This is a genomic window from Bradyrhizobium sp. 154 (assembly GCF_023073875.1).
In the GTDB taxonomy this organism is placed as follows: Bacteria; Pseudomonadota; Alphaproteobacteria; order Rhizobiales; family Xanthobacteraceae; genus Bradyrhizobium.
Window position 1 is genome coordinate 25,685 of the sequence record NZ_JADPKG010000023.1, and the last position, 22,673, is coordinate 48,357.

The following is a 22,673-nucleotide window of genomic DNA, read 5'->3' on the forward strand; positions in this document are numbered from 1 at the left end:
ACGTGACATCAAACACGAGCAAGATCCGTGCCCGCCTCAGGACTTCTTGGGGAGATGGCTCGGCGTGTACTGGTCCTTGTCGTTCTTCTTGGTGAGATCGCACCCGATCTCGCCAAGCCAGTAAGGCTGGATCGTGCCGTAGTCCTTCTCGACCTTCACCTCGTGCTTCGGCCCGACCGAGATCAGGCGCATGCGGTGAGAGGTGTGCTGGCTCTTCGGGTCGATGCAGACCTTGCCCTCGGGCGCGTCGATGCAGGCATCGCCGGTCGCGATCACTTTCCGCATGTCCTCGAGCTTGATCGATTTCGCCTTCTCGACCAGCGCCTTGTACATGTAGAGCGCGTTATAGGCGTTGTACCCCATGTCGTTGATGTAGAGCTCGTCGGGGAACTTGGCGTGCCAGCGCTTCTTGAACTCGGTGGCCTCGGGCGTATCGATCTCCTCGAACCAGTTCGCGGTCGCGTGCATGTTGTTGAGCGCCGGCGGCTTGAACCGCTTGTGCTCGAAGCCGAGCATGACCTTGATCGACGAGCCCATCGGCAAATTGAGGTTGGCCGCAGCCGCCTGCTCGAAGAACGAGTCCTGGGCAGCGCCCACATTGATCGTCAGCAGCCAGTCCGGCTTGGCCTTCTGGATGTTCTGGATGGTCTGCGCGAACTGCGACACGCCGAGCGGGATGAACTCCTCGCCGACGACCTCGCCGCCGAGATCCTTCATGATCTTGCGGTTCCACTCCGCCGAGATCTGGCCGAAATTGTAGTCGGCCGCGATGACATAGACCTTCTTGCCGAACTTCTCGACCATCCAGGGAATCAGCGTCGAGAATTGCTGCTCGGGCACCGCGCCCATGCTGATCATGCTGGCATCGCAGACGCCGCCTTCGTACTGGTTGGTGTAGAAATACGGCGTCGAGGTGCGATCAACGATCGGACGCAGCGCCTCGCGCGAGGCCGAAGTGATGCCGCCGATCAGCACGTCCACCTTGTCGCGATTGAGCAGGCGGCGGCCGAATTCCTGGTAGCGTGCGTTATCGCCCTGGGGATCGAGGTGGATCAGCTCGATCTGCCGGCCCAGAATGCCGCCGCTCTTGTTGATCTCCTCGACGGCGAGCTGCGAGCCGTGCAGCTTCGGCATGCCCATGAAGGCAAGATCGCCGGACACGTCTTCGAGCAGGCCGACCTTCAGTGGCGGCTCCGCGGCGCTGGCAAGATTCATCGACGCCGCGGTGCCGAGCATGGCGCCGAGCAAAACCATCCGTAACTTGCGTCCCGAATTCATCGTGATGTCCCCTCTATGGAAAGCGGCTGGGTGTCATGGCTTGAGGTAATTCTTCAGGATGGACGCCCCCATCGTGTATTTGGGGTCGACCATGTTGCCGAGGCGCATGCGGCCGGCCTGGCTGAGCAGCATGTAGGCGTCGATCTCGTCGAAGCCGTAATCGGCCGCCATCCACCGCACCAGTTCGCGATAGGCGATGCGCGCGGCATCCTCGAGCGGACGCGCGCTGCCGATTGTCATGATGAAGTCCTTGGTCTCGAGCCGAGGCCAGGCGAAGCTCCAGTTCTTGATCAGGTCCACCTGGAGCGTGACGGTCGCGCGCTGCTCGAGCGCGACGCCGGAGAGCTCGCCGTCGCCCTGCGTCGCGTGACAGTCGCCGACATAGAGCATCCCGCCGTCGGTATGCACCGGGAAATAAATGATCGCGCCGGGCGCAACATCGGGCAGATCCATATTGCCGCCGTGATAGTCCGGCAGCAGCGACGAGATCGCCTCGATCTCCGGCGAGACGCCGATGGTGCCGATGAAGGGCTCGTAGGGCAGCGTGAGCTTGTCGTTCCAGCGCACGCCGTTCCTGTCGACATGCAGCTTCTTCACGCGCTCCGGCAACGGCGGATTGAGCAGCGCCGTCGACCCGGTCCCGACCAGCCCACCGAACTCCGGAATGATGCAGGTCGTGCCGGCCGGCTGCTCGCCCCGTGTCTCGACGTCGCGGATGTAGATCGCGAGGCAATCGCCCTTCTTGGCGCCCTTCACCGCGATCGGCCCGCATTGCGGATTGAGATAGGGGAAGTTCAGCTTGGCGATGGGGCTGTCGGTCTCCTTGGTCAGCACGCCGCCGAACGCATCTTCGGTTTCGACGACGACCACCCCGCCCGGGTCGATCGACAGGGTCGGCTTGGCATAGGGACCGTAGACGTAATGGAAGTCCCCCTGCTGCTCGATGGTCAGGCTATGGGTCGCGCCGGTCGCGCCCTTGGCGACGGCGCGCTTGGCCATGATGGATGTCTTCAACCAGTCTTCGGACATGAGATCGGCTCCTCGGCTCAGATCGCGGGATGACGCTTGTGCCAGTCGGTGACGCGCTGGAACGCATCGCCTGCGCGAACGAGGCCGGCCTCTTCGAAGTGACGGCCGACGAACTGGAAACCGACCGGGCCGCCATTCGCCGCAAAGCCGCCGGGCAATGTCACGGTCGGACTCCCCGTCATGTCGAACGGGCATGTAAAGCGGAGCAGGCCTCCAATCAGCGAGGCGTCCTCACCGAGCGCCGCCATCTTGGCAAGCGTCGGCGCGGCGAACGCCTGGGCCGGGATCGCGAGGAGATCGACCGTCTCGAACAGCGCACGCACGGCGCCGCGAAACGCTTCGCGTCGGAGCACGATCTTCTGGTAGTCCATGCCGGACTGTTGCCGGCCGAGATCGAGCAGGCCCGCCAGTGCCGGGCCGTACTCGTCCTTGCGTGCCGGGTAGGTCTCCTCATGCGCGACCGCGACTTCGATGCCGCAGAGCGGGAACCAGTCGTCGATGATCGCCTTGGGATCGGGAAAGGAGATTTCCTTGATCTTCGCACCGAGATCGGCCGCCACCCGCACCCCCTCGGCCAGCACCTTGGCGGCATCGCCGTCGGTGCCTTCGCTGGTCCAGCGCCGGTCGACGCCGATGGTCACGCCGCGCAGATCGCCGGTCAGGCCGGCGAGATAATCGGGTACCGACAGCGGAACCGCCGTCGTGTCCTTGGGATCTTGCCCGGCGATCACGCGAAGGATCGCGCCGCAATCGACCGCGTTCCGCGCCATCGGGCCGATGTGATCCAGCGTCGCCGCCAGCTCGAACGCGCCGTAGCGGCTGACCCGTCCCCAGGTCGGCTTGAGCCCGGTGACACCATTGGCCGCGGACGGAAAGCGGATCGACCCGCCGGTATCGGTGCCGAGCGAGCCGAAGCAGAGGCCGGCCGCGGTCGCCACGCCGGAACCGCTCGACGATGCGCCGGGCCAGAGATCCGCGTTCCACGGGTTCTTCGGCGGGTCGATCTTCGGATGATGATCGGCATAGGCGCCCTCGGTCTGCTGCAGCTTGCCGAGGATGATCGCGCCGGCCTCCTTCAGCCGCGCAACCACCGTGGCGTCCTCCGTCGGGCGGAAGTCGCGATGGATCGTCATGCCATGCGCGGCCGGCGCGCCCTTGGCCCAGCAGAGATCCTTCACAGCAACCGGCACGCCGTGCAGCGGTCCCCTGATCTTGCCGGAAGCGATCTCCTTCTCGGCCGCAGCCGCTTCCGCGAGTGCCGAGTCGGCCATCACATGCGCAAAGCTCTTGAGCTTGCCGTCGAGCTTGTCGATCCGGCCGAGCATCGCCTTGGTGACTTCGACTGGCGACAATTCCTTGGCCTGGACCTTTTGTCCGATCTCGACGAGCCCAAGATAGTGGAGATCCGTTGCCGCCATCGCTCCTCATCCTCTCCCTCGACGTGGCGCATCGCCGGCAGGCGCGTGCGTCACCGTTCTGGCGATGCGAACGCATCGCCAGCTGTCCTGGCGGCAAACGAAAAAAGCCACCCGTCCCTCCCGAATGAGGTGACGAATGGCTCAAATGCCGCGGCTATGATCTATCGCTCAGGGGCCGTGATCGAACGAAGCACTTGGTTAGCAAAGAGCTGGACGTCATCGGCCAGATCAGCGCACGCGAGGTTCGACAGGTCGCTCTGTAGGAGAAAAGTCTAAGTAACTGCCCATCGTGTTGTCAACGATGCTGCCTGCCTAAATTTCGAGAGTGCTGCGCAGCAAAACGGCAAGCCGACTGTAAGCCCCTTGCGCTCTCATCGGCGATGATGATTTCATCTTCGCGTTTCGCGATCGAAAGCCGTCAATGACAAAGCCGTCTGTTCCCGTTGGCATCATCTGCTCGCAGTCCGGGCCCTATCAGGCAATGGGCCGCGAGATCCTCAAGAGTGCGATGATGGCGGTCGACGAGATCAACACGCAGACCGAGTTCGACTTCTCGATCACGCCCCACATCCGCGACCCCCGCGGCATCGTCTCCGAATATCACACGGTCTGTGACGATTTGATCCGCAATGTCGGCGTCGAGCACATCGTCGGCTGCTACACCTCGGCCTCGCGCAAGCAGGTCCTCCCCATCGTGGAGCGCACCGATCGCCTGCTCTGGTATCCCGCCCGCTACGAGGGCTTCGAGTGCTCGGACAACGTGATCTATGTCGGCGCCTCGCCCAATCACAACGTGTTGCCGCTGGTCCGCTACGTGCTCGACAATCTGTCGCGGGAGTTTTTCTGCGTCGGCTCCAACTATGTGTGGACCTGGGAGACCAATCGCGTCACCCGTGAGCTGGTCAGCGCGGCAGATGGCCACATCCTCGCCGAACGGCTGCTCGAGCTCGGCGAAAGCGCCGTCGGTCACATCGTCGACGAGATCGTCCGCCGCAAGCCGCCGATCGTGTTCAACACGCTGGTCGGAAGCTCGAGCTACGACTTCATCCGCGCCTTTGACGCCGGCACCAAAGCCGCCGGCCTCGAGATACCCATGCTGAGCTGCAGCCTGTGCGAGCCGGAACTGGCGATCGTCGGGCCGGCATCGGCCGGCTGCATCACCTCGTCGGCCTATTTCGAGAGCATCCGCCTGCCGGAGAACCGCGCCTTCGTCGCGCGCTGGAAGGCGCGCTATGGCCCGGACAGCAGTCCTTCCGTGGACGGGCAGTCCGCCTATGTCGCGGTCTATCTGCTGGCGCGTGCGCTGCAGCGCGCGGGGACGTCCGACATTGCCGAAGTGCGGCGCGCCGCGGCGGGCTATCGCTACAATTCGCCGCAAGGACCGGTGTGGATCGACGGCGGCAACAATCATTGCGTCCTTACACCGCGGCTTGCCATATCCAATCCGCAAGGACAATTTGATATCTTCTGGGAAGCCGACGCGCCTGTTAAGCCTGATCCCTACCTGACGCAGCTCGACGTTGCCGTCAGCCCGTCGAAAGACACCTCGGCGGGCGGCGCATTGCCGAACGCGCCACATTTGCGGGTTGTGAAATGAGCAGACCGTCTTCATTTTCGCTACGCGGACGCAAGGCGCTCGTCGCCATCAAGGACGAGCGCGACTCAACCATCGTGCGACGGCAGTTCGAACGTCTCGGGATCGAGGGTGTCGCATGGACGCCGGCGGAGCCCGTCGGCTTCGCCCCTGATCTATCGCTGATCGACGACGAGTTCCTGCCCCTGCTGCAACCGGCGCAACGCGCGTACCTGGCGCGATCGCCCGTCATCGCCCTGCTCGGCACCGAAACGCCGAGCCGCCTCAAGCTGGTGTTCGAGCTCGATCCGGCATCGTTCCTGATCAAGCCGCTGCGGTCCGCCGGCATCTACGCAGCGCTCGTGATGGCATTCGAGCGCAACGAACGCACAGGCGAATTGAAGCAGCAGATTCTCAAGCTCGAGCAGCGCCTGCGGTCGCGTCGCCTCGTGCTCGCCGCCGTTCTCCAGGTGATGCATTCGCATGCGCTCGCGGAACCTGCCGCCTTTGCCCTGATCCGCAGAACCGCGATGGAGCAGCGCAAGACGATCGAAGAACTCTCGGCGGAGATCACGGCCAGGGGCATGCTCCCGCGCGCAACTGGTTAGGCTGCCTGTACTGCTCCGCACGGCGAACAGCCAGGCCCTTGCCTATTTCGGAAACAGCTTGTCGCGAATGTAGCGCGAGGTTGGGCTCAGCTTCAGTCCGCGCGGCTTGCGCCATTCCGCCCGGTCGAGCTCCTTCCTGTCGCCGATCTTCAGGGGACCCGAGGCCTTCTTGCCCAGGAAGATCGCATCGCTCATCCTTCGGCCGGACCTGCGGTTCTTGCCGTTGACTTCCTTCCACAGCCTCAACTCGCCAAGCCTGAGCTTGGGCAGTTCCTCCATGATCTCGCGATGGAGGCACTTTCTCTCACTCTCGCCGGCACGCCTGCGGCCGCCCGGAAACATCCAGCGTTTGTCGCGCCGCCGCCTGACGAGGAGCACCCTGCCCTTCCTTGCAACGACAAGCTTTGATGACTTCGCCATTCTCTAGTCCGCCAGCTCGATCCCGAGGGGTTGGTGGTCGGACGCATCGGTTGCTGCGTTGACCTCGATGCTGCGCACGCGACTGACCAGATCCTCCGTGACGAAGATGAAGTCGCGACAGTCCGGCCCGTCGGGCCATTGCGCGCGATCAAAGATGCCGCATGTCGGCGCCCGCGGGCGACCCGGACGATTGGCGGCCCACGCATCCCGATAATTCAAGCCGGGCCGGCCGGCGCGGTCGATCAGGGCGTGCTGGGGATCGGCGACGTCGAAATTGAAATCGCCGCACATCAGGCTCGACGCCGCGACGGTCTGGCTCCCATATGGCTCATCGTGCCGGGAGCTGGCCTGCCTGGGGCTCCCCGACGCGTCTTGTTGCAGATCCAACAGCCGCGTGATCTGCGCGTGACGCTGATCGGCCGAATGAAACTCGAGATGCGTGTTGACGATGCGAACCGCGCCAAACGAGGTCTGAAGCGTCACCTCCAGGGCGTGACGGCGCATGCTGCGCACCCCACCTGCGCCCGGAAACGGCAGGAGGTGATTGGCGATCTGCAACACCGTCAATCGCGACAACGTCATGTTGCCGAAGCAGTGGAGGCTTCCCGCGCGATCTATCGTCTCGATCGCCGGCCGGAATATTGCGGAGTAGCCGGGCAGCAAGGCTGCGAGCTGGGCGCTCTGATCCGCGCCATCGTCAAATCTCGAAAAATTGGCGCTCACCTCCTGGAAGCAGAACACGTCCGCATCGAGCGTCTGCCTGGCGACGGTAACGATCCTGGAGAGATCGGTGACTCCGTCGCACCCCTTGCCGCACTGTATGTTCCAGGTGAGAAGCCGCATTACCGGATACCCGCGCGCATGAATGACTGAACGAACTGACGCTGGAACAGCAGGAACGCGATCAACAGCGGCGCCATCGTCATCACGGTCGCGGCCGTGATCACCGACCAATCCACGCCGGTCTCAGGCGCGCCGAAAACCGCGAGCCCCACCGTGAGCGGCCGCGCTTCCACCGAATTCGTGACGATCAGCGGCCACAGGAAGTTGTTCCAGTGATAACTGACGGAGACGAGACCGAACGCGATGTAGGTGGGCCGGGCCAAGGGCACATAGACCCGCCAAAGGATCACGAGCGGGCCTGCTCCCTCGACGCGGGCGGCCTCGACCAGCTCCTGAGGCACGCTCTTGAACGTCTGCCGCAACAGGAAGATACCAAAGGCGCTCGCCAGATATGGCAGCGCGATGGCAGGAATCGTATCGAGCAAACCAAGCTTTGCGATCGCGCGGTAGTTCTCGACGATGAGGACGTCGGGCATGATCATGAGCTGGAGCAGCACGAGGGCAAACGCAATGCCGCTGCCCCTGAATCTGAAGCGCGCAAAGGCATAGGCGGCCAGCGTCGACAGGATGAGTTGGCCGACCAGGATGAACGTCACCAGCACGACCGTGTTGAGGTAGTACCGGCCGAACGGCGCCTGCTTCCAGGCCCGGGCAAAATTCTCCAGCGTCCAGGGCGCGGACAGGCTGAACGACGTGGCATAGGCCGCCGGATGCAGCGCGCTCCAGAAGGCATAGCCCAAGGGGGCGAGCCAGATCAAAGCGAGGAGCCATGCTGCGACGGCCTCGATGGGGTGTGTCCTGCCTCTCATTGGTAGTGGATCCTGCGATCGAGATAGCCGAACTTGAGCAGCGCAATCGCGCTCAGCAGCGTCAGAAGCACGACTGTCAGCGTTGCCGCGTAGGAGGAGTCCTGAAACGTGAAGGCGACCTCGTAAATGTAATAGAGCAGCAGCGTGCTGGCGTTGTTCGGACCGCCCTTTGTCATGATGACCAGATGGTCCACCAGCTTGAACGAGTTGATGACGGCGTTGATGGCTACGAACAGCGTGGTCGGCATCAGCAGCGGGAACGTGATCCGGCGGAACGTGTACCACCGGCTCGCGCCTTCGATGGAGGCGGCCTCATCGAGGTCCGGCGAGAGCTGCTGCAGCGCCGCCAGATAGAAGATCATGAAGAAGCCGGCTTCCTTCCAGATCACCATCACGATCAGGCAGCCCATCACCGTCGAGGGATCGCCGAGCCAGTTCCAGCCGCCGAGGCCGAACAGCCCGCGCAGCTGATCGAGCGCGCCGTAGTCCGGCGTGTAGAAGAACAGCCAGATGTTGGCGACGGCGATCATCGGCAGCACCGTCGGCGTGAAGTACGCCAGCCGCAGAAAGCCGCGGCCGCGCATGTTGCGATTGACCCAGACCGCCATGATCAGGGCGAGCGCGATCGACGTCGGGATCGTGCCGAGTGCGAACCAGAAATTGTTGACCAGCGCCTTCCAGAAGATCGGATCGGCCGCCATGGCCCGGTAGCTGTCCGTCCCGACGAAGACCTCGCTGCCGTTCCGCTTGGTGATGAACAGCGAATGCCGGATCGTCGCCAGGATCGGCCAGTGCGTGAAGGCAACCAGCAGGACCGCGGCCGGCAACAGCAGCAGCCACGCATTCACGGCATTCCACCACGCCTGCGACCGGGCGCGGCGTTCGGGGATTGGCGATGAGGCGGCGAGATCGGTCATCCTGGAGCCGGCGGGATGGCGGCGAACCGCCACCCCGCCACGTCTTTACTTTGCGATTACTTGGCGGCGCGCAGCACGCGGTCGGACTGCGCCTGCGCGGCGGCCAGCGCTTCCTGCGGCTTCTGCGAGCCCGTGACCGCGGCCTGCACGGCATCATTCACGAACTTGTAGATGCGGCCGTTTTCGTGGACGGACAGCTCCGGCACGGCATGCTCGAGCTGATCGCGCGCGACGGTCGCCTGCGGGAAGCCCTTGGCGTAGTCTTCCATCGCCTTGGTCTTGTAGGCGGCCGGCGACACTGCGACGTAGCCGGTCTTCATGCTCCATTCCGCCGCACGTTCGGGCGCCGTCATCCACTGGATGAACTTGACGGCGGCCTTCTGCTGCTCGGCCGAAGCGTTCTTGAAGATGTAGAAGCTGCCGCCGCCGGTCGGCGATCCCCGCCTCTCCTTGGCCGGCAGCATGGCCACGCCGAACTGGAATTTTGCGGCGTCCTTGACGGCCGTGAGGTTACCCGTCGTGTGCCACATCATCGCCGTCTTGCCTTCGAGGAAGTCGGTGCGGAGCGTCGCCCAGTCGATGCTGCCGGTCGGCATGATGTTGTGCTTGCGCGACAGGTCGACCCAGTAGTCGAGCGCGCCGACCGTCTTCGGCGCGGTGAGGTACACCTCGGTGCCGGCCTCGTTCATCATCTTCTGGCCGTTCTCGATGGCGAGCGCCTGCAGCATCCAGTAGCCGTAGCCGGTCGTCGGGATCTCGACGCCCCAACGCGTCGTGTTGGCGCCCTCCTTCTTGACCAGCTTCTTCGACATCTCGACCATTTCGTCCCAGGACGCCGGCGCCTTCTCGGGATCGAGGCCGGCTTCCTTGAAGGCGTCCTTGTTCCAGTACAGCACGATGGTCGAACGCTGGAACGGGATGCTCCAGGTCTTGCCGTCCACCTGGCCGTTGGCCATGAACGCGGGATAGAATTCCTTGAACCAGGCCTTGTCGCTGACGAGGTCGTCAAACGGCACGATCGCGTTTTCGTCCATCAGCGTGAACACGTCGGTCGACAACAGCACCGACAGTTGCGGCGGCTGCCCGCCCTTCATGGCGGTCATCGCTTTGGTCATCGTGTCCGTGTAGTTGCCGGCATAGACTGCCGTCACTTTGACGTCCGGATTGTCCTTCTCGAAGCGCGAGACCATGTCGTCGATGATCTTGGTGACGGGACCGCCGACCGCGACCGGATAGTACATGGTCAGATCCACCGCGGCAGCGGGACGTGCCCCCATCGAGAGCACGGCAAGTGCGGCTGCCATCAATATCGTTCGTCGCGCAAACATCTCTCTCTCCCTCTGTAATCCGCCGAGCGCCTGAAGCCACCGCTGCTATCCAGCGGAGGTCGCCAGCCGGCCCTCCCTGGCTGAAGTTTCCAATCGGCATTCCGTAGCCGGATCGAACCGATGTTCGTGACCGGCCTCCCAGGCCAGCCGGACATCCTCGCCGGGCTGAACCTTGCTGAACCCATCGAGCCGCACCGAGATCGGCTGACCGTCGATGTCGCACAGCACGATGCTGTCGGCTCCGAGATGCTCGACGGCCTTGACCCGCGCGGCATGATCGCCACCGGGCACGATGCGAATGTGCTCCGGCCGGATGCCGATCAGGTGATCGCCCTGACGCACCAGGTTCATCGGCGGTGTGCCGATGAAACGCGCCGTAAACGCCGTCGCCGGCCTATTGTAGAGCTCTTCCGGCGAGCCGTTCTGCTCGATACGGCCATCGCGCATCAGGACGACGCGGTCCGCCATCGTCATGGCTTCGGTCTGATCGTGGGTCACGTAGACCATCGTCATGCCGAGGCGCTGCTGCAACGCGCGGATTTCCGTTCGCATCTCGTGCCGCAGCTTGGCGTCCAGGTTGGACAGCGGCTCGTCCATGAGACAGACCCGCGCCTCGGCGATGATGGCGCGTCCCAGCGCGACGCGCTGGCGCTGCCCTCCCGACAATTGCGACGGCTTGCGATCGAGCAGATGCGCGAGACCAACGATGTCGGCGACGCGACGAAGCCGGGCGTCGCGTTCGGCCTGCGACACCCGCCGCACGCGCAGGCCGAAAATGATGTTCTCGGCCACGCTCAAATGCGGGAACAGCGCATAGGACTGGAAGACCATGGAGATCTTCCGCTCCGCCGGCGACAGGCGGGTCACGTCCACCCCGCCGATGGCGATCGTGCCGGCATCGGCCTCCTCGAGCCCGGCGATCAGCCGCAACGTGGTCGACTTGCCGCAGCCGGACGGCCCCAGCAGCACCAGCAGCGAGCCCTCGTCCGCCGTCAGACTGATGTCATCGACGGCGCGCATCGCGCCCCACGACTTGGAGACATGATTCAGCGTAATCGCCGACATGGCCGGTTCGCTCTCAGCATGATGCAGCTACGCTGATGGCGGCTCGCTCCAACGGAGCAGCACAGTGCCGGTCAAAGACCAGTACATGCGTCCTCCCTTGAGCCACGCGCATTCATCGGCGTAGCGACTATTATGTTCATATGAACATAGCGTGTCACCATATGAAACAGAAAATTGCGTCTTGGCCGTTCAAATGATACTTTTGTCGCGAACGGAGGGCTCATGGCCAGGAGCGCCACGACACGTCAGGTCCACATACTGGAGATCGTGCGCGAGCAAGGCTTCGCTTCCATCGAGCAGCTTGCGGCGCGTTTCGAGGTGACCCAGCAGACCATCCGCCGCCTTGTGAATGCGCTCTGCGACCAAGGATTGCTTCGGCGCGTGCATGGTGGGGTCAGCCTCCCCGTCCAGAATCAGAACCTCGCCTACAGCAGCAGACACAGGCTGAACGCCGAAGCCAAGCGGCGGATCGCGCATGCGACCGCCAAACTCATTCCCGACGGGACGTCGCTGATGATCGGGCTCGGCACGACGCCCGAATATGTCGCGCAGGCACTTTCCCGTCGACGGGATCTGCGGGTGATCACCAACAGCCTGAACGTGGCCGCAGCGTTCTCGCATAATCCGGACGTGGAGATCACCATCGCCGGCGGCACGCTGCGGCCGCTCGACCGCGACATCATTGGCGAGGCCGCCGTGCATTTCTTCTCGGGATTTCGCGCCGACTTCGGAATCTTCGGCGTCGGCGGCGTCGATGCGGACGGCTCGCTGCTCGACTTCCATGTCGATGAAGTCAAGGCACGCCAATCCATCGCCGCCAATTCACGAACGTCCGTGCTCGTGGCCGACGTCACCAAATTCGGGCGCAATGCAACGGTTCGCGGCGGCCATCTCGACGAGTGCCACCATCTCGTTATCGACGACCGATTGCCGGCAGCGTTCGAGCTGAGCGCACAGCGATATAGCGGCCAGATCCATACGGCCGGCGACGCTCGCGCAGATTTCGAGCTCCTCGGCGACATCTAGCCGGCAACTCCATCTCATCGCTGCTCGGCCCGATCGCGCCTCCCGGAGGCGAGGTCCGCGGTCGGTCCACGCTCCGCGCCAAACGGCCGGAGGACACCCAATTTGTCGCGGTTGACTTGTTATAACATTTGGGCAAATGTCCTAACTAACCGGAAGTATAAATCCGGATTTTCGGGAGGACAGCATGACGTCATTCAGGCCGACGCGACGAACGCTACTCAAGACCGGAACCGCCGCCGCCGCTTTCGCGACACTTGGCCCGGCCTTTCTCCGGCAAGCTGCCGCGCAGGACGCCGACCTCGCGCCCTACAAATCCGCTCAGATCGACTGGCAGCAGGTTTCCGGCGAGACCATCACGGTCGCCGTGATCCCGGCGAGCTATTTCGAAAACCTCATTGCACTGGCGCCGCAGTTCAAGGCGCTCACCGGCATCGACGTCCGCTTCGAGAAGATTCCGCCGGCGCAGATCCGGCAGAAGAGCGTCATCGACCTGACCTCGAAGACCGGGACCTACGCGACCCATGCCGCCGATCCCATGTATTACGCGCTCTATGCCGCGAACAAATGGGTCGAGCCGCTCGACACTTACCTCGCCGACAAGTCGCTGACCGATCCGGCCTGGTTCAAGCTCGACGACATCATCCCGGCCTGGCGCAGCGCCAACGGCATCGACGGCAAGCTCTACGGCATGCCCTATGACGGTGAAGTCACCATTCAGGTCTATCGCAAGGACCTCTATGACGCGAAAGGCCTGAAGCCGGCCGACACGCTAGAGGCCTACATGTCCAATGCCGCGGCGTTGAACACACCGAACGATCGCGTCTGGGGCGCAGCGTTGCGCGGCGTCGCCGGTGCCGGCCAGAACATGTACATCTATCCGTCGATCTTCCGCGAGTTCGGCGGCGACTGGATGAAGGGCGGCAAGCTCACCGTCAATGGCCCCGAGGCCGAGGCAGCGCTCGCCTGGTACGTCGACATCATGAAGAAGTACGCGCCGACGGCAGCAGCCAACTGGAACTGGCCCGATATCGCCGACGCCTTCTCGCAAGGCACCGTCGCCAGCTACATCGACGCACACTCGTCGGCTTCGGTCATCAACAACCCCGAAAAATCCAAGGTGATCGGCAAGGTCGCTTATGCGCGCTGGCCCAAGGGTCCGTCGGGCAAGCGCACCACGTCGATCTGGAACTGGGGCTTTCCGATCAATTCCGCGCTGCCGGAGAAGAAGCGGAAAGCGACGTGGCTGTTCATCCAGTGGGCCGCGAGCGCCGAGACCCAGGCGCGCACCGCGCACAAGTTCGCCGGTCCCACCAAGCGCTCGGGTGTCAACCGCACCTCGGTCTGGAAGGACCCCGACTACATCAAGCTGATGAACGGCTTCGGCGAGAACTTCGTCGAGGCCACAATGGGCGCCCTGCAGGAGGACACCGACGTCGACTGGCGTCCGCGCGTGCCGCAATGGCCGGCGATCGGCGACACCATGGCGACCGCGATTCAGTCGGCCCTCTCCGGCCAGGCCTCGATCAAGGCCGCACTGGACGATGCGCAGCGCCGCATCGAACCGATGATGCGCGGCTGAACCATGGCGACGACAGCGGTGACATCGGCCGGGATCGCGAGCGAGGCACCTCGCAGCGATTTCGGCCGCGTCCTGGCGCAGCGCGAACGCCGGTTCGCAGCGGCCCTGCTTGCACCGGCGTTTCTTGCGCTGCTCGCCACGACGACGTTTCCGCTGCTCTTCCTGGTCTACACCAGCGCATTCCGGATGGACCTGGCGATGCCGTTCACCAACGGCTTCGTCGGATTCGAGAACTACCAGGTGCTGCTCTCCGACGAGCGCTTCTGGACCTCGCTGCTGGTGAGCCTCGTCTATACCGGCTCGACCGTCGCGCTGCAGGTCATCATTGGCCTCGCGCTCGCCCTGCTGGTCATGGACATGAAGCGCGGCCAGGGCTGGTTCAGGGTCATCGCCATCCTGCCCGTGGTGCTGTCGCCGGCCGTTGTGGGCATGATCTGGCGTACCTTCATGCTGGCACCGGAATTCGGCATCGTCGATTTCCTCGCGATAAATGCGGGGCTCGGCAGCAAGAACTGGCTCGGCGATCCCACGCTTGCGATGGTCTCGGTGATCGCGATCCACACCTGGCAGTGGACGCCCTTTGCGTTCATGGTGCTGCTGGCCTCGCTCGCCTCGCTGCCCGAGGACATCTACGAGGCGGCGCGGCTCGACCGCGCCTCCGCGTGGCAACGCTTTCGCCGCATCACCCTGCCTCTGCTGCGCCCGGCCATCGTCATGGTCATCATCATGCGGACCATGGTGGCGCTGACCGCGTTCGCGGCGATCTTCACCGTCACCGCCGGGGGCCCCGGCACGGCGACCGAGATCCTCAATCTCTATGCGTACCGAAAGTCCTTCACCGAGCTGTCGATCGGCTACGGCTCGGCGCTCGCGGTCGCACTGCTGGTCGTGACCATCATCATCTCCGGCATCCTGTTCGCGATGCGGAGGGCCAAATGACCGCCAAGCGCCTCCGCATCATTGCCCTGCTCGCGATCTCCACGGTCTTCCTGCTCGCCTGGGCGTTTCCGATCGTCTGGAGCGTCATGAATTCGCTCAAGACCGATTCCGACGTGCTGGCCTATCCGCCCAAGCTGGTGTTCACGCCGACGTGGGAAGCCTATCGCGACGTGTTGTTCGGCTCGGGATCGATCCTGCCGAACCTTCTCTCCAGCGTCATCATCTCGGTCGGCACCACAATTGTGACCATGCTGATGGCGGTGCCCGCGGCCTATGCGCTCGCGCGCCTGCGCTTTCGCGGCAAGAAGTTCGCGGGCTTCTACGTGCTGGCCACGCAGATGCTGCCGCCGGTCGGCATCATCATCCCGTACTTCCTGGTGCTGCGGAACATCGGCTGGATCGACACCTATCAGGGCATCATCCTGATCTATCTGTCGTTCTCCCTGCCCTTCGCGATCTGGCTGCTGGTCTCCTATTTCGAGGACATCCCCTTCGAGATGGAGGAAGCCGCCTATCTCGATGGCGCCAGCCGCTTGAAGACATTGTGGCGGATCATCATTCCGCAGGTCCGTGGCGGCATCGCCGTGACAGTCGTGTTCGTGTTTCTCAATGCGTGGAACGAATTTTTGTTCGCCGTCGTGCTGAGCGGCAACACGGTGCGCCCGGTCACGGTCGCCATGTTCAATTTCGTCTCCGTCGAGCAGACGCTGTGGGCCAAGCTCGCCGCGGTCTCGGTTCTCGCCATGCTGCCTGTCGTCGTCCTCGGCGTGTTCGCGCAGAAGCATATCGTGAAGGGCCTGACGGTCGGTGCAGTCAAGGGCGGAGGACGCCGATGAGCGGCCAGGGTCAGGTCAGTTTTCGCAACATCGTCAAGATGCACGGCGAGTTCGCCGCGCTGAAGGGCGTCAATTTCGATATCAAGCCGGGTGAGTTCTTCGCCCTGCTCGGCCCGTCCGGCTCGGGCAAGAGCACGACGCTGCGCATCCTCGCAGGCCTCGATGCGCCGACCGCCGGCCGCGTGCTGATCGACGACAAGGACGTCACCTCGACCGACGCGCGTGACCGCGACATCGCCATGGTATTCCAGAGCTACGCGCTCTACCCGCACATGACGGTGGCCGAGAACATCGCCTTCCCGCTGGAGATGGCCAAGCTGCCGAAGGCCGAGATCACGCCCGCCGTGAAGGATGCGGCGCGCAAGGTGAAGATCGACCATTTGCTCGACCGCAAGCCGGGCCAGCTCTCGGGCGGCCAGCAGCAGCGCTGCGCGCTGGCCCGCGCCATCGTACGCAAGGCTCGCCTGTTTCTGCTCGACGAGCCGCTCTCGAACCTCGATGCGAAGCTGCGGCTGGAAACCCGCGCCGAGTTGAAGAAGCTGCAGCGCTCGCTCGGCGTCACCGCGGTCTACGTCACCCACGACCAGGAAGAGGCCATGACGCTTGCGGACCGCATGGCTGTGTTCATGTCGGGCGAGATCCAGCAGGTCGGCACGCCCGCGGAGGTTTTCGCCCGCCCGAACTCGATCGACATTGCCGGCTTCATCGGAAATCCCCCGATGAACCTCGTCCCCGCCCGCTACGTGGACGGCGACGTCATCATCGCCGGCCACCGTTTGAAGACGACGACCACGACTGCGGGTGAGCGGGACGTGGTGGTCGGCCTTCGCCCCGGCGCCCTGCGCATGACGGAAGGCGGTCTCGGCGCGCGCGTCGACCTGATCGAGGATCTCGGCGATACCGCCGTGCTCGATCTCGACTGCGCCGGCACCATGATCCGCATGCGCGTCGCCGACGGCAACATTCCCGGCGAGGGCGACGCGATCTCGATCACGGCCCGACCGCAAGACATTCATCTGTTCGATCCAGCAACACGCATGCGGCTCTGACACCATGGCTATTCAAACACGCAAGAAGAAGCCCGCGCCGCTCGGCAGCGATGTCGTTGCGGAGGGATCGACGCCCCTGCATATCCAGATCCGTGAATCCATTCGCAGCCAGGTGCGCGACGGCAAGTTGATCGACGAGACCGGCCGCCTGATGACCGAGGCCGAACTCGGCCGCCATTTCGGCGTCAGCCGCATCACCATCCGCAACGCTATAGCCCCCCTCGTGAACGAAGGCATGTTCGACCGCTCGCGCGGCCGCGGCACCTTCCTGCGCTCGAACCAGCCCGAGAACTGGGTCGGCCACCTCATGGGCTTCTCGGAAACCATCCGCGACGCCGGCTACCAGGCCGGCGCCACGATCCTGCAGCAGGGCATGACCAACCGGCACGACGCCGCCGTTCGCGAGCAGCTGCGCGAACGCGCCGTCTGGCAGCTCCGGCGCTTGCGGCTCGCGGACGACACGCCGATCGCCATCGAGCACGCCTTCTATCCCCCGGATATCGGTCTCGAGCTCGAGAAGCGCGATCTGGTCTCGATCATCATGTACCGCGTCTTCGAGGACGAGCTTGGTCTCGCCATCAAGGACGCCCAGCAGACCATCAGCGCCGACCTCGCCGACGCCGGCAGCGCCAAGCTGCTGGGGGTCAAGGTCGGCTCGCCCCTGCTCTCCATCGAGCGCGTCACCTTCGGCAAGGACGGGCGGGCGCTCGAACTGCTGCGCGCCGTGTACTTGCCAAAATATTTCCGCCTCAGCATCAGCCTGACGCGCCGCCACTAACCGCCACACGTCAATCACGAGGACAAGAACATGCCGAATGGCGCAAAGACCCCTGACAGCCCCAACATCCTGCTCATCCTCAACGACGACATGGGCTTTTCGGACATCGGCTGTTACGGCGGCGAGATCCAGACGCCGAACCTCGATCGCCTCGCGGCGAATGGCTTGCGCTATTCGCAGTTCTACAACACCGCCCGCTGCAGCCCCTCGCGCGCCTCGCTGCTCACCGGCCTGCATCCGCATCAGACCGGCATCGGCATCCTCACCTACAGCAACGGCCCCGAGGGCTACGCCGGCAATCTCAACAAGAGCTGCGTGACGATCGCCGAGGCCCTGAAGAGCAAGAACTACACGTCCTACCTCAGCGGCAAATGGCACATCGCCAGCAGCCTGACGGAGCCGACCGACGCATGGCCGATGCAGCGCGGCTTCGACCACTTCTACGGCACCATCATCGGCGCCGGCTCCTTTTACCATCCCAACACGCTCACCCGCGGCAACGACAATATCGAGCACGAGGCGGTGAAGGATCCCTCGTTCTTCTACACCGATGCGATCAGCGATCAGGCTGCCGCCTTCATCCGCCAGCACAAGGCACAGAAGCCCGACGCGCCATTCTTCCAGTACGTCGCCTATACGGCGCCGCATTGGCCGCTTCATGCCCATGACGAGGACATCGCCAAGTACAAGGGCCGCTTCGATGCGGGCTGGGACAGGCTGCGCGAGGAGCGCCTCAAGCGCCTGGTCGACGACGGCATCATCCATCCGAACTGGCGCCTGACCGATCGCGATCCGACCCAACCGCCGTGGACCGACGCGGAGCAGCGCGAATGGACGCTGCGCTGCATGGAGGTCTACGCGGCCCAGATCGACCGGATGGACCAGGGCATCGGCCGCATCCTGAAGGCGCTGGACGAGACCGGCCAGATGGACAACACGCTGATCATCTTCCTCTCCGACAACGGCGCCTGCGCCGAGGACATTCCGGAAGGCGTCACGGCAAAGGAGCTGGTCGACCAGCTCATGATCGCGCAGGCGAAGACGCGCGACGGCAGACCGGTGCGCTTCGGCAATGACCCGACCCTGATGCCCGGCGCCGAGGACACCTACCAGAGCTACGGCACCGCCTGGGCCAACCTCTCCAACACGCCGTTCCGTCTCTACAAGCACTGGATCCACGAAGGCGGCATCGCAACCCCGTTCATCGTGCACTGGCCGCGCGGCATTTCCGAGAGAGGCGGCCTGCGGCACAATCCGAGCCAGCTCACCGACGTGATGGCAACCATTCTCGACGTCACCGGCGCCACCTATCCCAAGGAGTATAACGGCAACGCCATCCTGCCCTGCGAAGGCGAGAGCCTGGTGCCGTCATTCGCCTCGGCCTATGGCAACCGTGGCCCGCTGTTCTGGGAGCACGAGGGCAATGCGGCCGTCCGCGTCGGCAAGTGGAAGCTGGTGCGGAAGTATCCCGGCCCCTGGGAGCTCTACGACATGGAAACGGACCGAACCGAGATGAACGATCTCGCCGCGCAGCATCCGGATCGCGTCCGCGAGATGACGGCGCAGTATCAGCAATGGGCCAATCGCTGCGGCGTGATCCCCCGCGAGAAGATTCTGGAGTTGATGAAGGCGGAAGGCGGCACAGCCTTCTGGGAGGAAGAGAAGCAGAAATAGGACATGACCGGGGATCGCTCACACTGTTGCACCCAGCGCGCCGCCGGCAGCGGGCCGGCGACGGGCGAGGATGCGCACGCGGCGATCACTCCCAGTACAACCCCGATCCCGCGCCGCTGGAGCTCGCTGATCGGCGGAACCTTCCACATGGGATCCGCCGGTATCGGATTCGTCGAGGACGGCGAAGGCCCGGTACGGCTGGTGACGTTGTCGCCGTTTGCCATTGCCTGCCACGCCGTGAGCAATCTCCAATTCGGCGACTTCGTCCGGGCCACGGGCTACACGACGGATGCCGAACGCTACGGCTGGAGCTTTGTCTTCGACGGGCTGTTGCCGGAAGAGACACGTGCGGCCCGCACGACGCGCGTTCAGGAAACGCCATGGTGGGTCCCGGTGCTGCGCGCCTATTGGGCGCAGCCGGAGGGACCTGCGAGCAGCATCCTGGACAGGCTCGATCATCCCGTCGTCCACGTCTCCTGGAACGACGCACAGGCCTATTGCCGATGGTCCGGCACGCGCCTTCCGACCGAAGCGGAATGGGAGATGGCCGCGCGCGGCGGGCTGGACCAGGCTACCTACCCCTGGGGCAACGAGCTGCACCCGGGCGGTGAGCATCGCTGCAACATCTGGCAGGGCAGCTTCCCCGACCGCAACACCGTGGATGATGGCTACTTCGGTACGGCGCCGGTTCACAGTTTCGTGCCCAACGGATATGGCCTGCACAATGTCGCCGGAAACGTCTGGGAATGGTGCGAGGACTATTTTTCGCCGAGCTATCACCGCCTCACGCCATCACGAGACCCCTTGAACCGCGAGCCTGCTCCCAACCGGTCGATGCGCGGCGGATCCTTCCTCTGCCACGAGTCCTACTGCAATCGCTACCGCGTCGCGGCGCGAAGCTCCAACACGCCCGACTCCGCGTCCAGCAATATCGGCTTCCGCGTCGTGCGCGCCGAACCACCGCGGGATCCGGCCTAGGATGGCGCCCGCATCACATCCTGCGAAGCCGGCCGCGGCTCCCGGCATCCGCCTGCTGCCGTTGTTCCTGCGCAACTTCGTGCGCAATCGCGAGACCGGCCTCGTGCTGGTCGCGATCGTCGTCGGACTGCTCAGCGGCGTGCTGGTGGCTGCTGCGATCTCGAGCCTCAGCCAGGTTTCTCACGCCCTGCTGTTCGACATTCCTTTCGATGCACATCTCAGCGCCACCGGCGTGATCTCCTGGCAGCGCACGCTGCTCGTGCCGATGATCGGCGGCCTGGTGCTCGCGCTAATCGGACTATATTTCGCCCGGCGCGTGAAGGGACAGCAACTCGCCGACGCAATCGAGGCCAATGCGCTCTATGGCGGCCGGGTGTCCTTTCGCGGCAGCCTGCTGATCTCGATACAGACGCTGCTGTCCAACGGGTTCGGCGGATCGGTCGGTCTGGAGGCCGGCTATACCCAGATTTGCTCGATGTTCGGCTCTCATGTCGGCCAGCGCCTGGCTGCCCGTCGCAACGACATGCGGCTGCTGGTAGCCTGCGGCGCCGCGGGGGCGATCAGCGCCGCGTTTTCCGCACCGCTCGCGGGCGCCTTCTACGCCTTCGAGGTCGTGCTCGGCGCCTATACATCCGCCGGTCTCGTGCCGGTCATCGCCAGCGCCGTCACCGCATGGCTCGTCGCGCGGCAATTGACGCACCAGTCCTTCCTGATGGTGCCCGGCTTCCCCTCGCCGGTCTCCGTCGAGATGATAGGGCAAACCGTACTGATCGGCATCATCTGCGCTTTCGTCAGCATCCTCGTGATGCTCGCCGTCGCATTCTCCGAGCGCTGCTTTCAGCGCATCACGGTGTTCAAGGGCTTCCTGCGCCCAATTCTCGGCGGCCTCCTGCTCGGCAGCCTCGCCTTGCTGACGCCCACTGTGCTCGGCGCCGGTCACGGCGCGATGCAGATCCTGCTGGTCAGCAATCCGACCTGGCTTCTGCTCACGACCACGATCGTGTTCAAGATCCTGGCCTCCGCCATCTCGCTCGGCTCCGGCTTCCGCGGCGGCCTGTTCTTCGCCTCGCTGTTGCTGGGCGCGCTGATCGGGCAGCTCTACAGCATCGTGCTGACGGGCCCTCTTCCCACGCTGGCGCTTCAACCCGGCACGGCTGCCATCGCGGCGCTCGCCGCACTCGGGACGGGCGTCCTTGGCGCGCCGTTCAGCATGGTGTGTCTTGCGCTCGAGATCACCGGCGATTTCTCTGTCACCGTTGGAGCGGTGGTCGCGTCGTCGGTCTGCGCGCTGATCGTGCGCGAGCTGTTCGGCTACAGTTTCGCCACATGGCGCTTCCATCTGCGCGGCGAGGTGATCCGCGGCCCGCAAGACATCGGCTGGGTCCGGCAGATGAGCGCGGCTTCGCTGATGCGCACTGACTTCGAGAACGCGCTAACGACGATGCCGATCGGCGAGGCGCAAAAACTGTTCTCGCCGGCACAGGTTCGCCAGATCGTGCTCCGCGATCCCAGCGGCATCTATGCGGGCATCGTGCCCGCCGCGACGCTGCATTCCGTCGCCAACCAGGACGATGAGCAGCTGGGTTCACTGGCCCAGCAACAGGATGAGTGCCTGCTCCCGACCACGCCGGTGCGCGAGATCCTGAAAGCCTTTGAACGCAGCGAGGCCGATGTGCTCGCGGTCGTCGATCGCACCGATCATCGCGCGACGATTGGCACCTTGAGCGAAGCCCACGTCCTGCGCACCTACGGGGAGGAGCTCGAGCGCCGGAACCAGGAACTGTTCTCGCGTTGAGAGGGCTAGGGCCGCAGATCCATGTCGATCCGCACGAAGTCGCCGCGATAGGTGACTTCGCCGAGATAGATTACAGTGCGGTCCGCGGTCGTGAAGATGCGGCGGACTTCTGCTACCGGCGAATTCAGCGGAACGCGCAGCAGCCGCGCGGCTTCGATGTCCGCGGCACCTATGGTCAGGGTCTGGCGCGCGCTGGCGATGGCGGGATCCCTCAGATCGTTCAGGATCGGAATCACGGTCTCGTTGCGAAAACGCTTCGGTGACCTGCGGAAGATCTTCTCGTCGAGATAGATGGAAATGACGCAATACGGCTGCTTCTCCCGCGAATGCAGCCGACGCATGAAGACATATTTTTCGGCCGGCTTGCCGTCGCCGGGAAGCAGCGGCGCGTTGGTGCGGCTTTCCGAGATATTGATGATCTCGGGCGAAGTGTCGCGGTACATGTCGGCGAGATCGGAGAGCGTCGTCTCGACCTTGAGCCAGCGATCCTGCCGCACGGCCCCCGTGACGAAGGTGCCGCGGCCCTGCTGGGCCTCGATCACGCCGTCGCGGGCGAGCAGCTCCACTGCCTGCCTGATCGTGACGCGCGACACGCCAAACTCGGCTGCCAGTTCCTCGTTGGCCGGCAGGCGAAACCCCTGGGTCCAGACGCCGCGTGCGATGCGCTGCCTAAAGATGTCGGCGATCTGCGCGTATTTGGGGACGTGACTATCGGAACTCAATTCCATCTC

The 22,673-nt window shown here is 64.2% G+C and carries 21 protein-coding genes; 11 read left to right on the forward strand and 10 right to left on the reverse strand.

Annotated elements, in window-relative coordinates; translation table 11 throughout:
• Nucleotides 1-36: 36 nt before the first annotated feature.
• Genes IVA92_RS03155 through IVA92_RS03165 form a run of 3 tightly spaced genes read right to left on the reverse strand, consistent with a single transcriptional unit; the run spans nucleotide 37 to nucleotide 3,725 of the window.
• On the reverse strand, nucleotides 37-1,254 hold the full coding sequence (locus IVA92_RS03155; RefSeq protein ID WP_247279486.1) for an urea ABC transporter substrate-binding protein: 1,218 nt from the start codon (nucleotides 1,252-1,254) through the stop codon (nucleotides 37-39).
• 57 nt (nucleotides 1,255-1,311) lie between these two features.
• On the reverse strand, nucleotides 1,312-2,307 hold the full coding sequence (locus IVA92_RS03160; RefSeq protein WP_247279404.1) for an acetamidase/formamidase family protein: 996 nt from the start codon (nucleotides 2,305-2,307) through the stop codon (nucleotides 1,312-1,314).
• Nucleotides 2,308-2,324: 17 nt separating this feature from the next.
• Nucleotides 2,325-3,725, reverse strand: coding sequence for an amidase (locus IVA92_RS03165; RefSeq protein WP_247279405.1), 1,401 nt, complete (start codon nucleotides 3,723-3,725; stop codon nucleotides 2,325-2,327).
• A 421-nt stretch (nucleotides 3,726-4,146) separates the two neighbouring features.
• Between IVA92_RS03165 and IVA92_RS03170 the strand changes: the two genes are divergently transcribed.
• Nucleotides 4,147-5,322, forward strand: a complete 1,176-nt coding sequence (locus tag IVA92_RS03170; RefSeq protein WP_247279406.1) for a transporter substrate-binding domain-containing protein — start codon at nucleotides 4,147-4,149, stop codon at nucleotides 5,320-5,322.
• A complete protein-coding gene (locus IVA92_RS03175; RefSeq protein ID WP_247279407.1) occupies nucleotides 5,319-5,906 on the forward strand; it encodes an ANTAR domain-containing protein in 588 nt (195 codons plus the stop codon). Before IVA92_RS03170 ends, IVA92_RS03175 begins: the two co-directional genes overlap by 4 nt.
• Nucleotides 5,907-5,948: 42 nt before the next feature.
• Here IVA92_RS03175 and IVA92_RS03180 read toward each other — a convergent pair whose 3' ends face one another.
• From IVA92_RS03180 to IVA92_RS03205, 6 genes are read right to left on the reverse strand one after another with little or no spacing between them, the layout of a single operon-like run.
• Nucleotides 5,949-6,326, reverse strand: a complete 378-nt coding sequence (locus tag IVA92_RS03180) for an NUDIX hydrolase (protein WP_247279408.1) — start codon at nucleotides 6,324-6,326, stop codon at nucleotides 5,949-5,951.
• Nucleotides 6,327-6,329: 3 nt separating this feature from the next.
• Complete coding sequence (locus IVA92_RS03185) at nucleotides 6,330-7,169, reverse strand: endonuclease/exonuclease/phosphatase family protein (RefSeq protein ID WP_247279487.1); 840 nt, start codon at nucleotides 7,167-7,169, stop codon at nucleotides 6,330-6,332.
• A complete protein-coding gene (locus tag IVA92_RS03190; RefSeq protein WP_247279409.1) occupies nucleotides 7,169-7,978 on the reverse strand; it encodes a carbohydrate ABC transporter permease in 810 nt (269 codons plus the stop codon). Before IVA92_RS03190 ends, IVA92_RS03185 begins: the two co-directional genes overlap by 1 nt.
• A complete protein-coding gene (locus IVA92_RS03195) occupies nucleotides 7,975-8,895 on the reverse strand; it encodes a sugar ABC transporter permease (protein WP_247279488.1) in 921 nt (306 codons plus the stop codon). Before IVA92_RS03195 ends, IVA92_RS03190 begins: the two co-directional genes overlap by 4 nt.
• A 56-nt stretch (nucleotides 8,896-8,951) precedes the next feature.
• Entirely contained in the window at nucleotides 8,952-10,223 is a 1,272-nt protein-coding gene (locus tag IVA92_RS03200; protein WP_247279410.1) for an ABC transporter substrate-binding protein, read from the reverse strand.
• Nucleotides 10,224-10,268: 45 nt separating this feature from the next.
• On the reverse strand, nucleotides 10,269-11,288 hold the full coding sequence (locus IVA92_RS03205) for an ABC transporter ATP-binding protein (RefSeq protein WP_247279411.1): 1,020 nt from the start codon (nucleotides 11,286-11,288) through the stop codon (nucleotides 10,269-10,271).
• Between the two features lie 222 nt (nucleotides 11,289-11,510).
• On the opposite strand from IVA92_RS03205, the gene IVA92_RS03210 reads away from it, so the two are divergent.
• The 9 genes from IVA92_RS03210 to IVA92_RS03250 all read left to right on the forward strand — a co-directional run bounded on the left by IVA92_RS03210 (nucleotide 11,511) and on the right by IVA92_RS03250 (nucleotide 21,942).
• A complete protein-coding gene (locus tag IVA92_RS03210; RefSeq protein WP_247279412.1) occupies nucleotides 11,511-12,314 on the forward strand; it encodes a DeoR/GlpR family DNA-binding transcription regulator in 804 nt (267 codons plus the stop codon).
• Between the two features lie 184 nt (nucleotides 12,315-12,498).
• Nucleotides 12,499-13,893 (forward strand): sugar ABC transporter substrate-binding protein, encoded by a 1,395-nt coding sequence (locus IVA92_RS03215; RefSeq protein WP_247279413.1) that lies wholly within the window; start codon nucleotides 12,499-12,501, stop codon nucleotides 13,891-13,893.
• A 3-nt stretch (nucleotides 13,894-13,896) separates the two neighbouring features.
• Nucleotides 13,897-14,832: a sugar ABC transporter permease gene (locus tag IVA92_RS03220; protein ID WP_183231627.1), complete on the forward strand. Its 936-nt coding sequence runs from the start codon at nucleotides 13,897-13,899 to the stop codon at nucleotides 14,830-14,832.
• Complete coding sequence (locus IVA92_RS03225; protein ID WP_247279414.1) at nucleotides 14,829-15,668, forward strand: carbohydrate ABC transporter permease; 840 nt, start codon at nucleotides 14,829-14,831, stop codon at nucleotides 15,666-15,668. The genes IVA92_RS03220 and IVA92_RS03225 overlap by 4 nt, the downstream gene beginning before the upstream one ends.
• Nucleotides 15,665-16,717, forward strand: a complete 1,053-nt coding sequence (locus IVA92_RS03230) for an ABC transporter ATP-binding protein (RefSeq protein ID WP_247279415.1) — start codon at nucleotides 15,665-15,667, stop codon at nucleotides 16,715-16,717. The genes IVA92_RS03225 and IVA92_RS03230 overlap by 4 nt, the downstream gene beginning before the upstream one ends.
• Before the next feature lie 4 nt (nucleotides 16,718-16,721).
• Nucleotides 16,722-17,495: a GntR family transcriptional regulator gene (locus tag IVA92_RS03235; protein WP_063684289.1), complete on the forward strand. Its 774-nt coding sequence runs from the start codon at nucleotides 16,722-16,724 to the stop codon at nucleotides 17,493-17,495.
• A gap of 30 nt (nucleotides 17,496-17,525) precedes the next feature.
• Nucleotides 17,526-19,169 carry an arylsulfatase gene (locus IVA92_RS03240; protein ID WP_063684290.1) on the forward strand — a complete coding sequence of 548 codons (1,644 nt, stop codon included), beginning with the start codon at nucleotides 17,526-17,528 and terminating at the stop codon, nucleotides 19,167-19,169.
• Between the two features lie 3 nt (nucleotides 19,170-19,172).
• On the forward strand, nucleotides 19,173-20,147 hold the full coding sequence (locus IVA92_RS03245) for a formylglycine-generating enzyme family protein (protein WP_247279416.1): 975 nt from the start codon (nucleotides 19,173-19,175) through the stop codon (nucleotides 20,145-20,147).
• Nucleotide 20,148: 1 nt separating this feature from the next.
• Nucleotides 20,149-21,942, forward strand: a complete 1,794-nt coding sequence (locus IVA92_RS03250) for a chloride channel protein (RefSeq protein ID WP_247279417.1) — start codon at nucleotides 20,149-20,151, stop codon at nucleotides 21,940-21,942.
• Nucleotides 21,943-21,947: 5 nt separating this feature from the next.
• Here IVA92_RS03250 and IVA92_RS03255 read toward each other — a convergent pair whose 3' ends face one another.
• On the reverse strand, nucleotides 21,948-22,670 hold the full coding sequence (locus tag IVA92_RS03255) for a GntR family transcriptional regulator (protein ID WP_247279418.1): 723 nt from the start codon (nucleotides 22,668-22,670) through the stop codon (nucleotides 21,948-21,950).
• Nucleotides 22,671-22,673: the final 3 nt, after the last annotated feature.

Excerpts from the sequence above, each read along its gene's own strand:
- IVA92_RS03160 (WP_247279404.1), bottom strand. The coding sequence starts at position 2,307 with ATGTCCGAAGACTGGTTGAAGACATCCATCATGGCCAAGCGCGCCGTC.
- IVA92_RS03155 (WP_247279486.1), bottom strand. The coding sequence starts at position 1,254 with ATGGTTTTGCTCGGCGCCATGCTCGGCACCGCGGCGTCGATGAATCTT.
- IVA92_RS03165 (WP_247279405.1), bottom strand. The coding sequence starts at position 3,725 with ATGGCGGCAACGGATCTCCACTATCTTGGGCTCGTCGAGATCGGACAA.
- IVA92_RS03235 (WP_063684289.1), top strand. The coding sequence starts at position 16,722 with ATGGCTATTCAAACACGCAAGAAGAAGCCCGCGCCGCTCGGCAGCGAT.
- IVA92_RS03215 (WP_247279413.1), top strand. The coding sequence starts at position 12,499 with ATGACGTCATTCAGGCCGACGCGACGAACGCTACTCAAGACCGGAACC.
- IVA92_RS03220 (WP_183231627.1), top strand. The coding sequence starts at position 13,897 with ATGGCGACGACAGCGGTGACATCGGCCGGGATCGCGAGCGAGGCACCT.
- IVA92_RS03200 (WP_247279410.1), bottom strand. The coding sequence starts at position 10,223 with ATGTTTGCGCGACGAACGATATTGATGGCAGCCGCACTTGCCGTGCTC.
- IVA92_RS03230 (WP_247279415.1), top strand. The coding sequence starts at position 15,665 with ATGAGCGGCCAGGGTCAGGTCAGTTTTCGCAACATCGTCAAGATGCAC.
- IVA92_RS03255 (WP_247279418.1), bottom strand. The coding sequence starts at position 22,670 with ATGGAATTGAGTTCCGATAGTCACGTCCCCAAATACGCGCAGATCGCC.
- IVA92_RS03185 (WP_247279487.1), bottom strand. The coding sequence starts at position 7,169 with ATGCGGCTTCTCACCTGGAACATACAGTGCGGCAAGGGGTGCGACGGA.
- IVA92_RS03175 (WP_247279407.1), top strand. The coding sequence starts at position 5,319 with ATGAGCAGACCGTCTTCATTTTCGCTACGCGGACGCAAGGCGCTCGTC.
- IVA92_RS03180 (WP_247279408.1), bottom strand. The coding sequence starts at position 6,326 with ATGGCGAAGTCATCAAAGCTTGTCGTTGCAAGGAAGGGCAGGGTGCTC.
- IVA92_RS03250 (WP_247279417.1), top strand. The coding sequence starts at position 20,149 with ATGGCGCCCGCATCACATCCTGCGAAGCCGGCCGCGGCTCCCGGCATC.
- IVA92_RS03225 (WP_247279414.1), top strand. The coding sequence starts at position 14,829 with ATGACCGCCAAGCGCCTCCGCATCATTGCCCTGCTCGCGATCTCCACG.
- IVA92_RS03240 (WP_063684290.1), top strand. The coding sequence starts at position 17,526 with ATGCCGAATGGCGCAAAGACCCCTGACAGCCCCAACATCCTGCTCATC.
- IVA92_RS03245 (WP_247279416.1), top strand. The coding sequence starts at position 19,173 with ATGACCGGGGATCGCTCACACTGTTGCACCCAGCGCGCCGCCGGCAGC.
- IVA92_RS03205 (WP_247279411.1), bottom strand. The coding sequence starts at position 11,288 with ATGTCGGCGATTACGCTGAATCATGTCTCCAAGTCGTGGGGCGCGATG.
- IVA92_RS03190 (WP_247279409.1), bottom strand. The coding sequence starts at position 7,978 with ATGAGAGGCAGGACACACCCCATCGAGGCCGTCGCAGCATGGCTCCTC.
- IVA92_RS03195 (WP_247279488.1), bottom strand. The coding sequence starts at position 8,895 with ATGACCGATCTCGCCGCCTCATCGCCAATCCCCGAACGCCGCGCCCGG.
- IVA92_RS03170 (WP_247279406.1), top strand. The coding sequence starts at position 4,147 with ATGACAAAGCCGTCTGTTCCCGTTGGCATCATCTGCTCGCAGTCCGGG.
- IVA92_RS03210 (WP_247279412.1), top strand. The coding sequence starts at position 11,511 with ATGGCCAGGAGCGCCACGACACGTCAGGTCCACATACTGGAGATCGTG.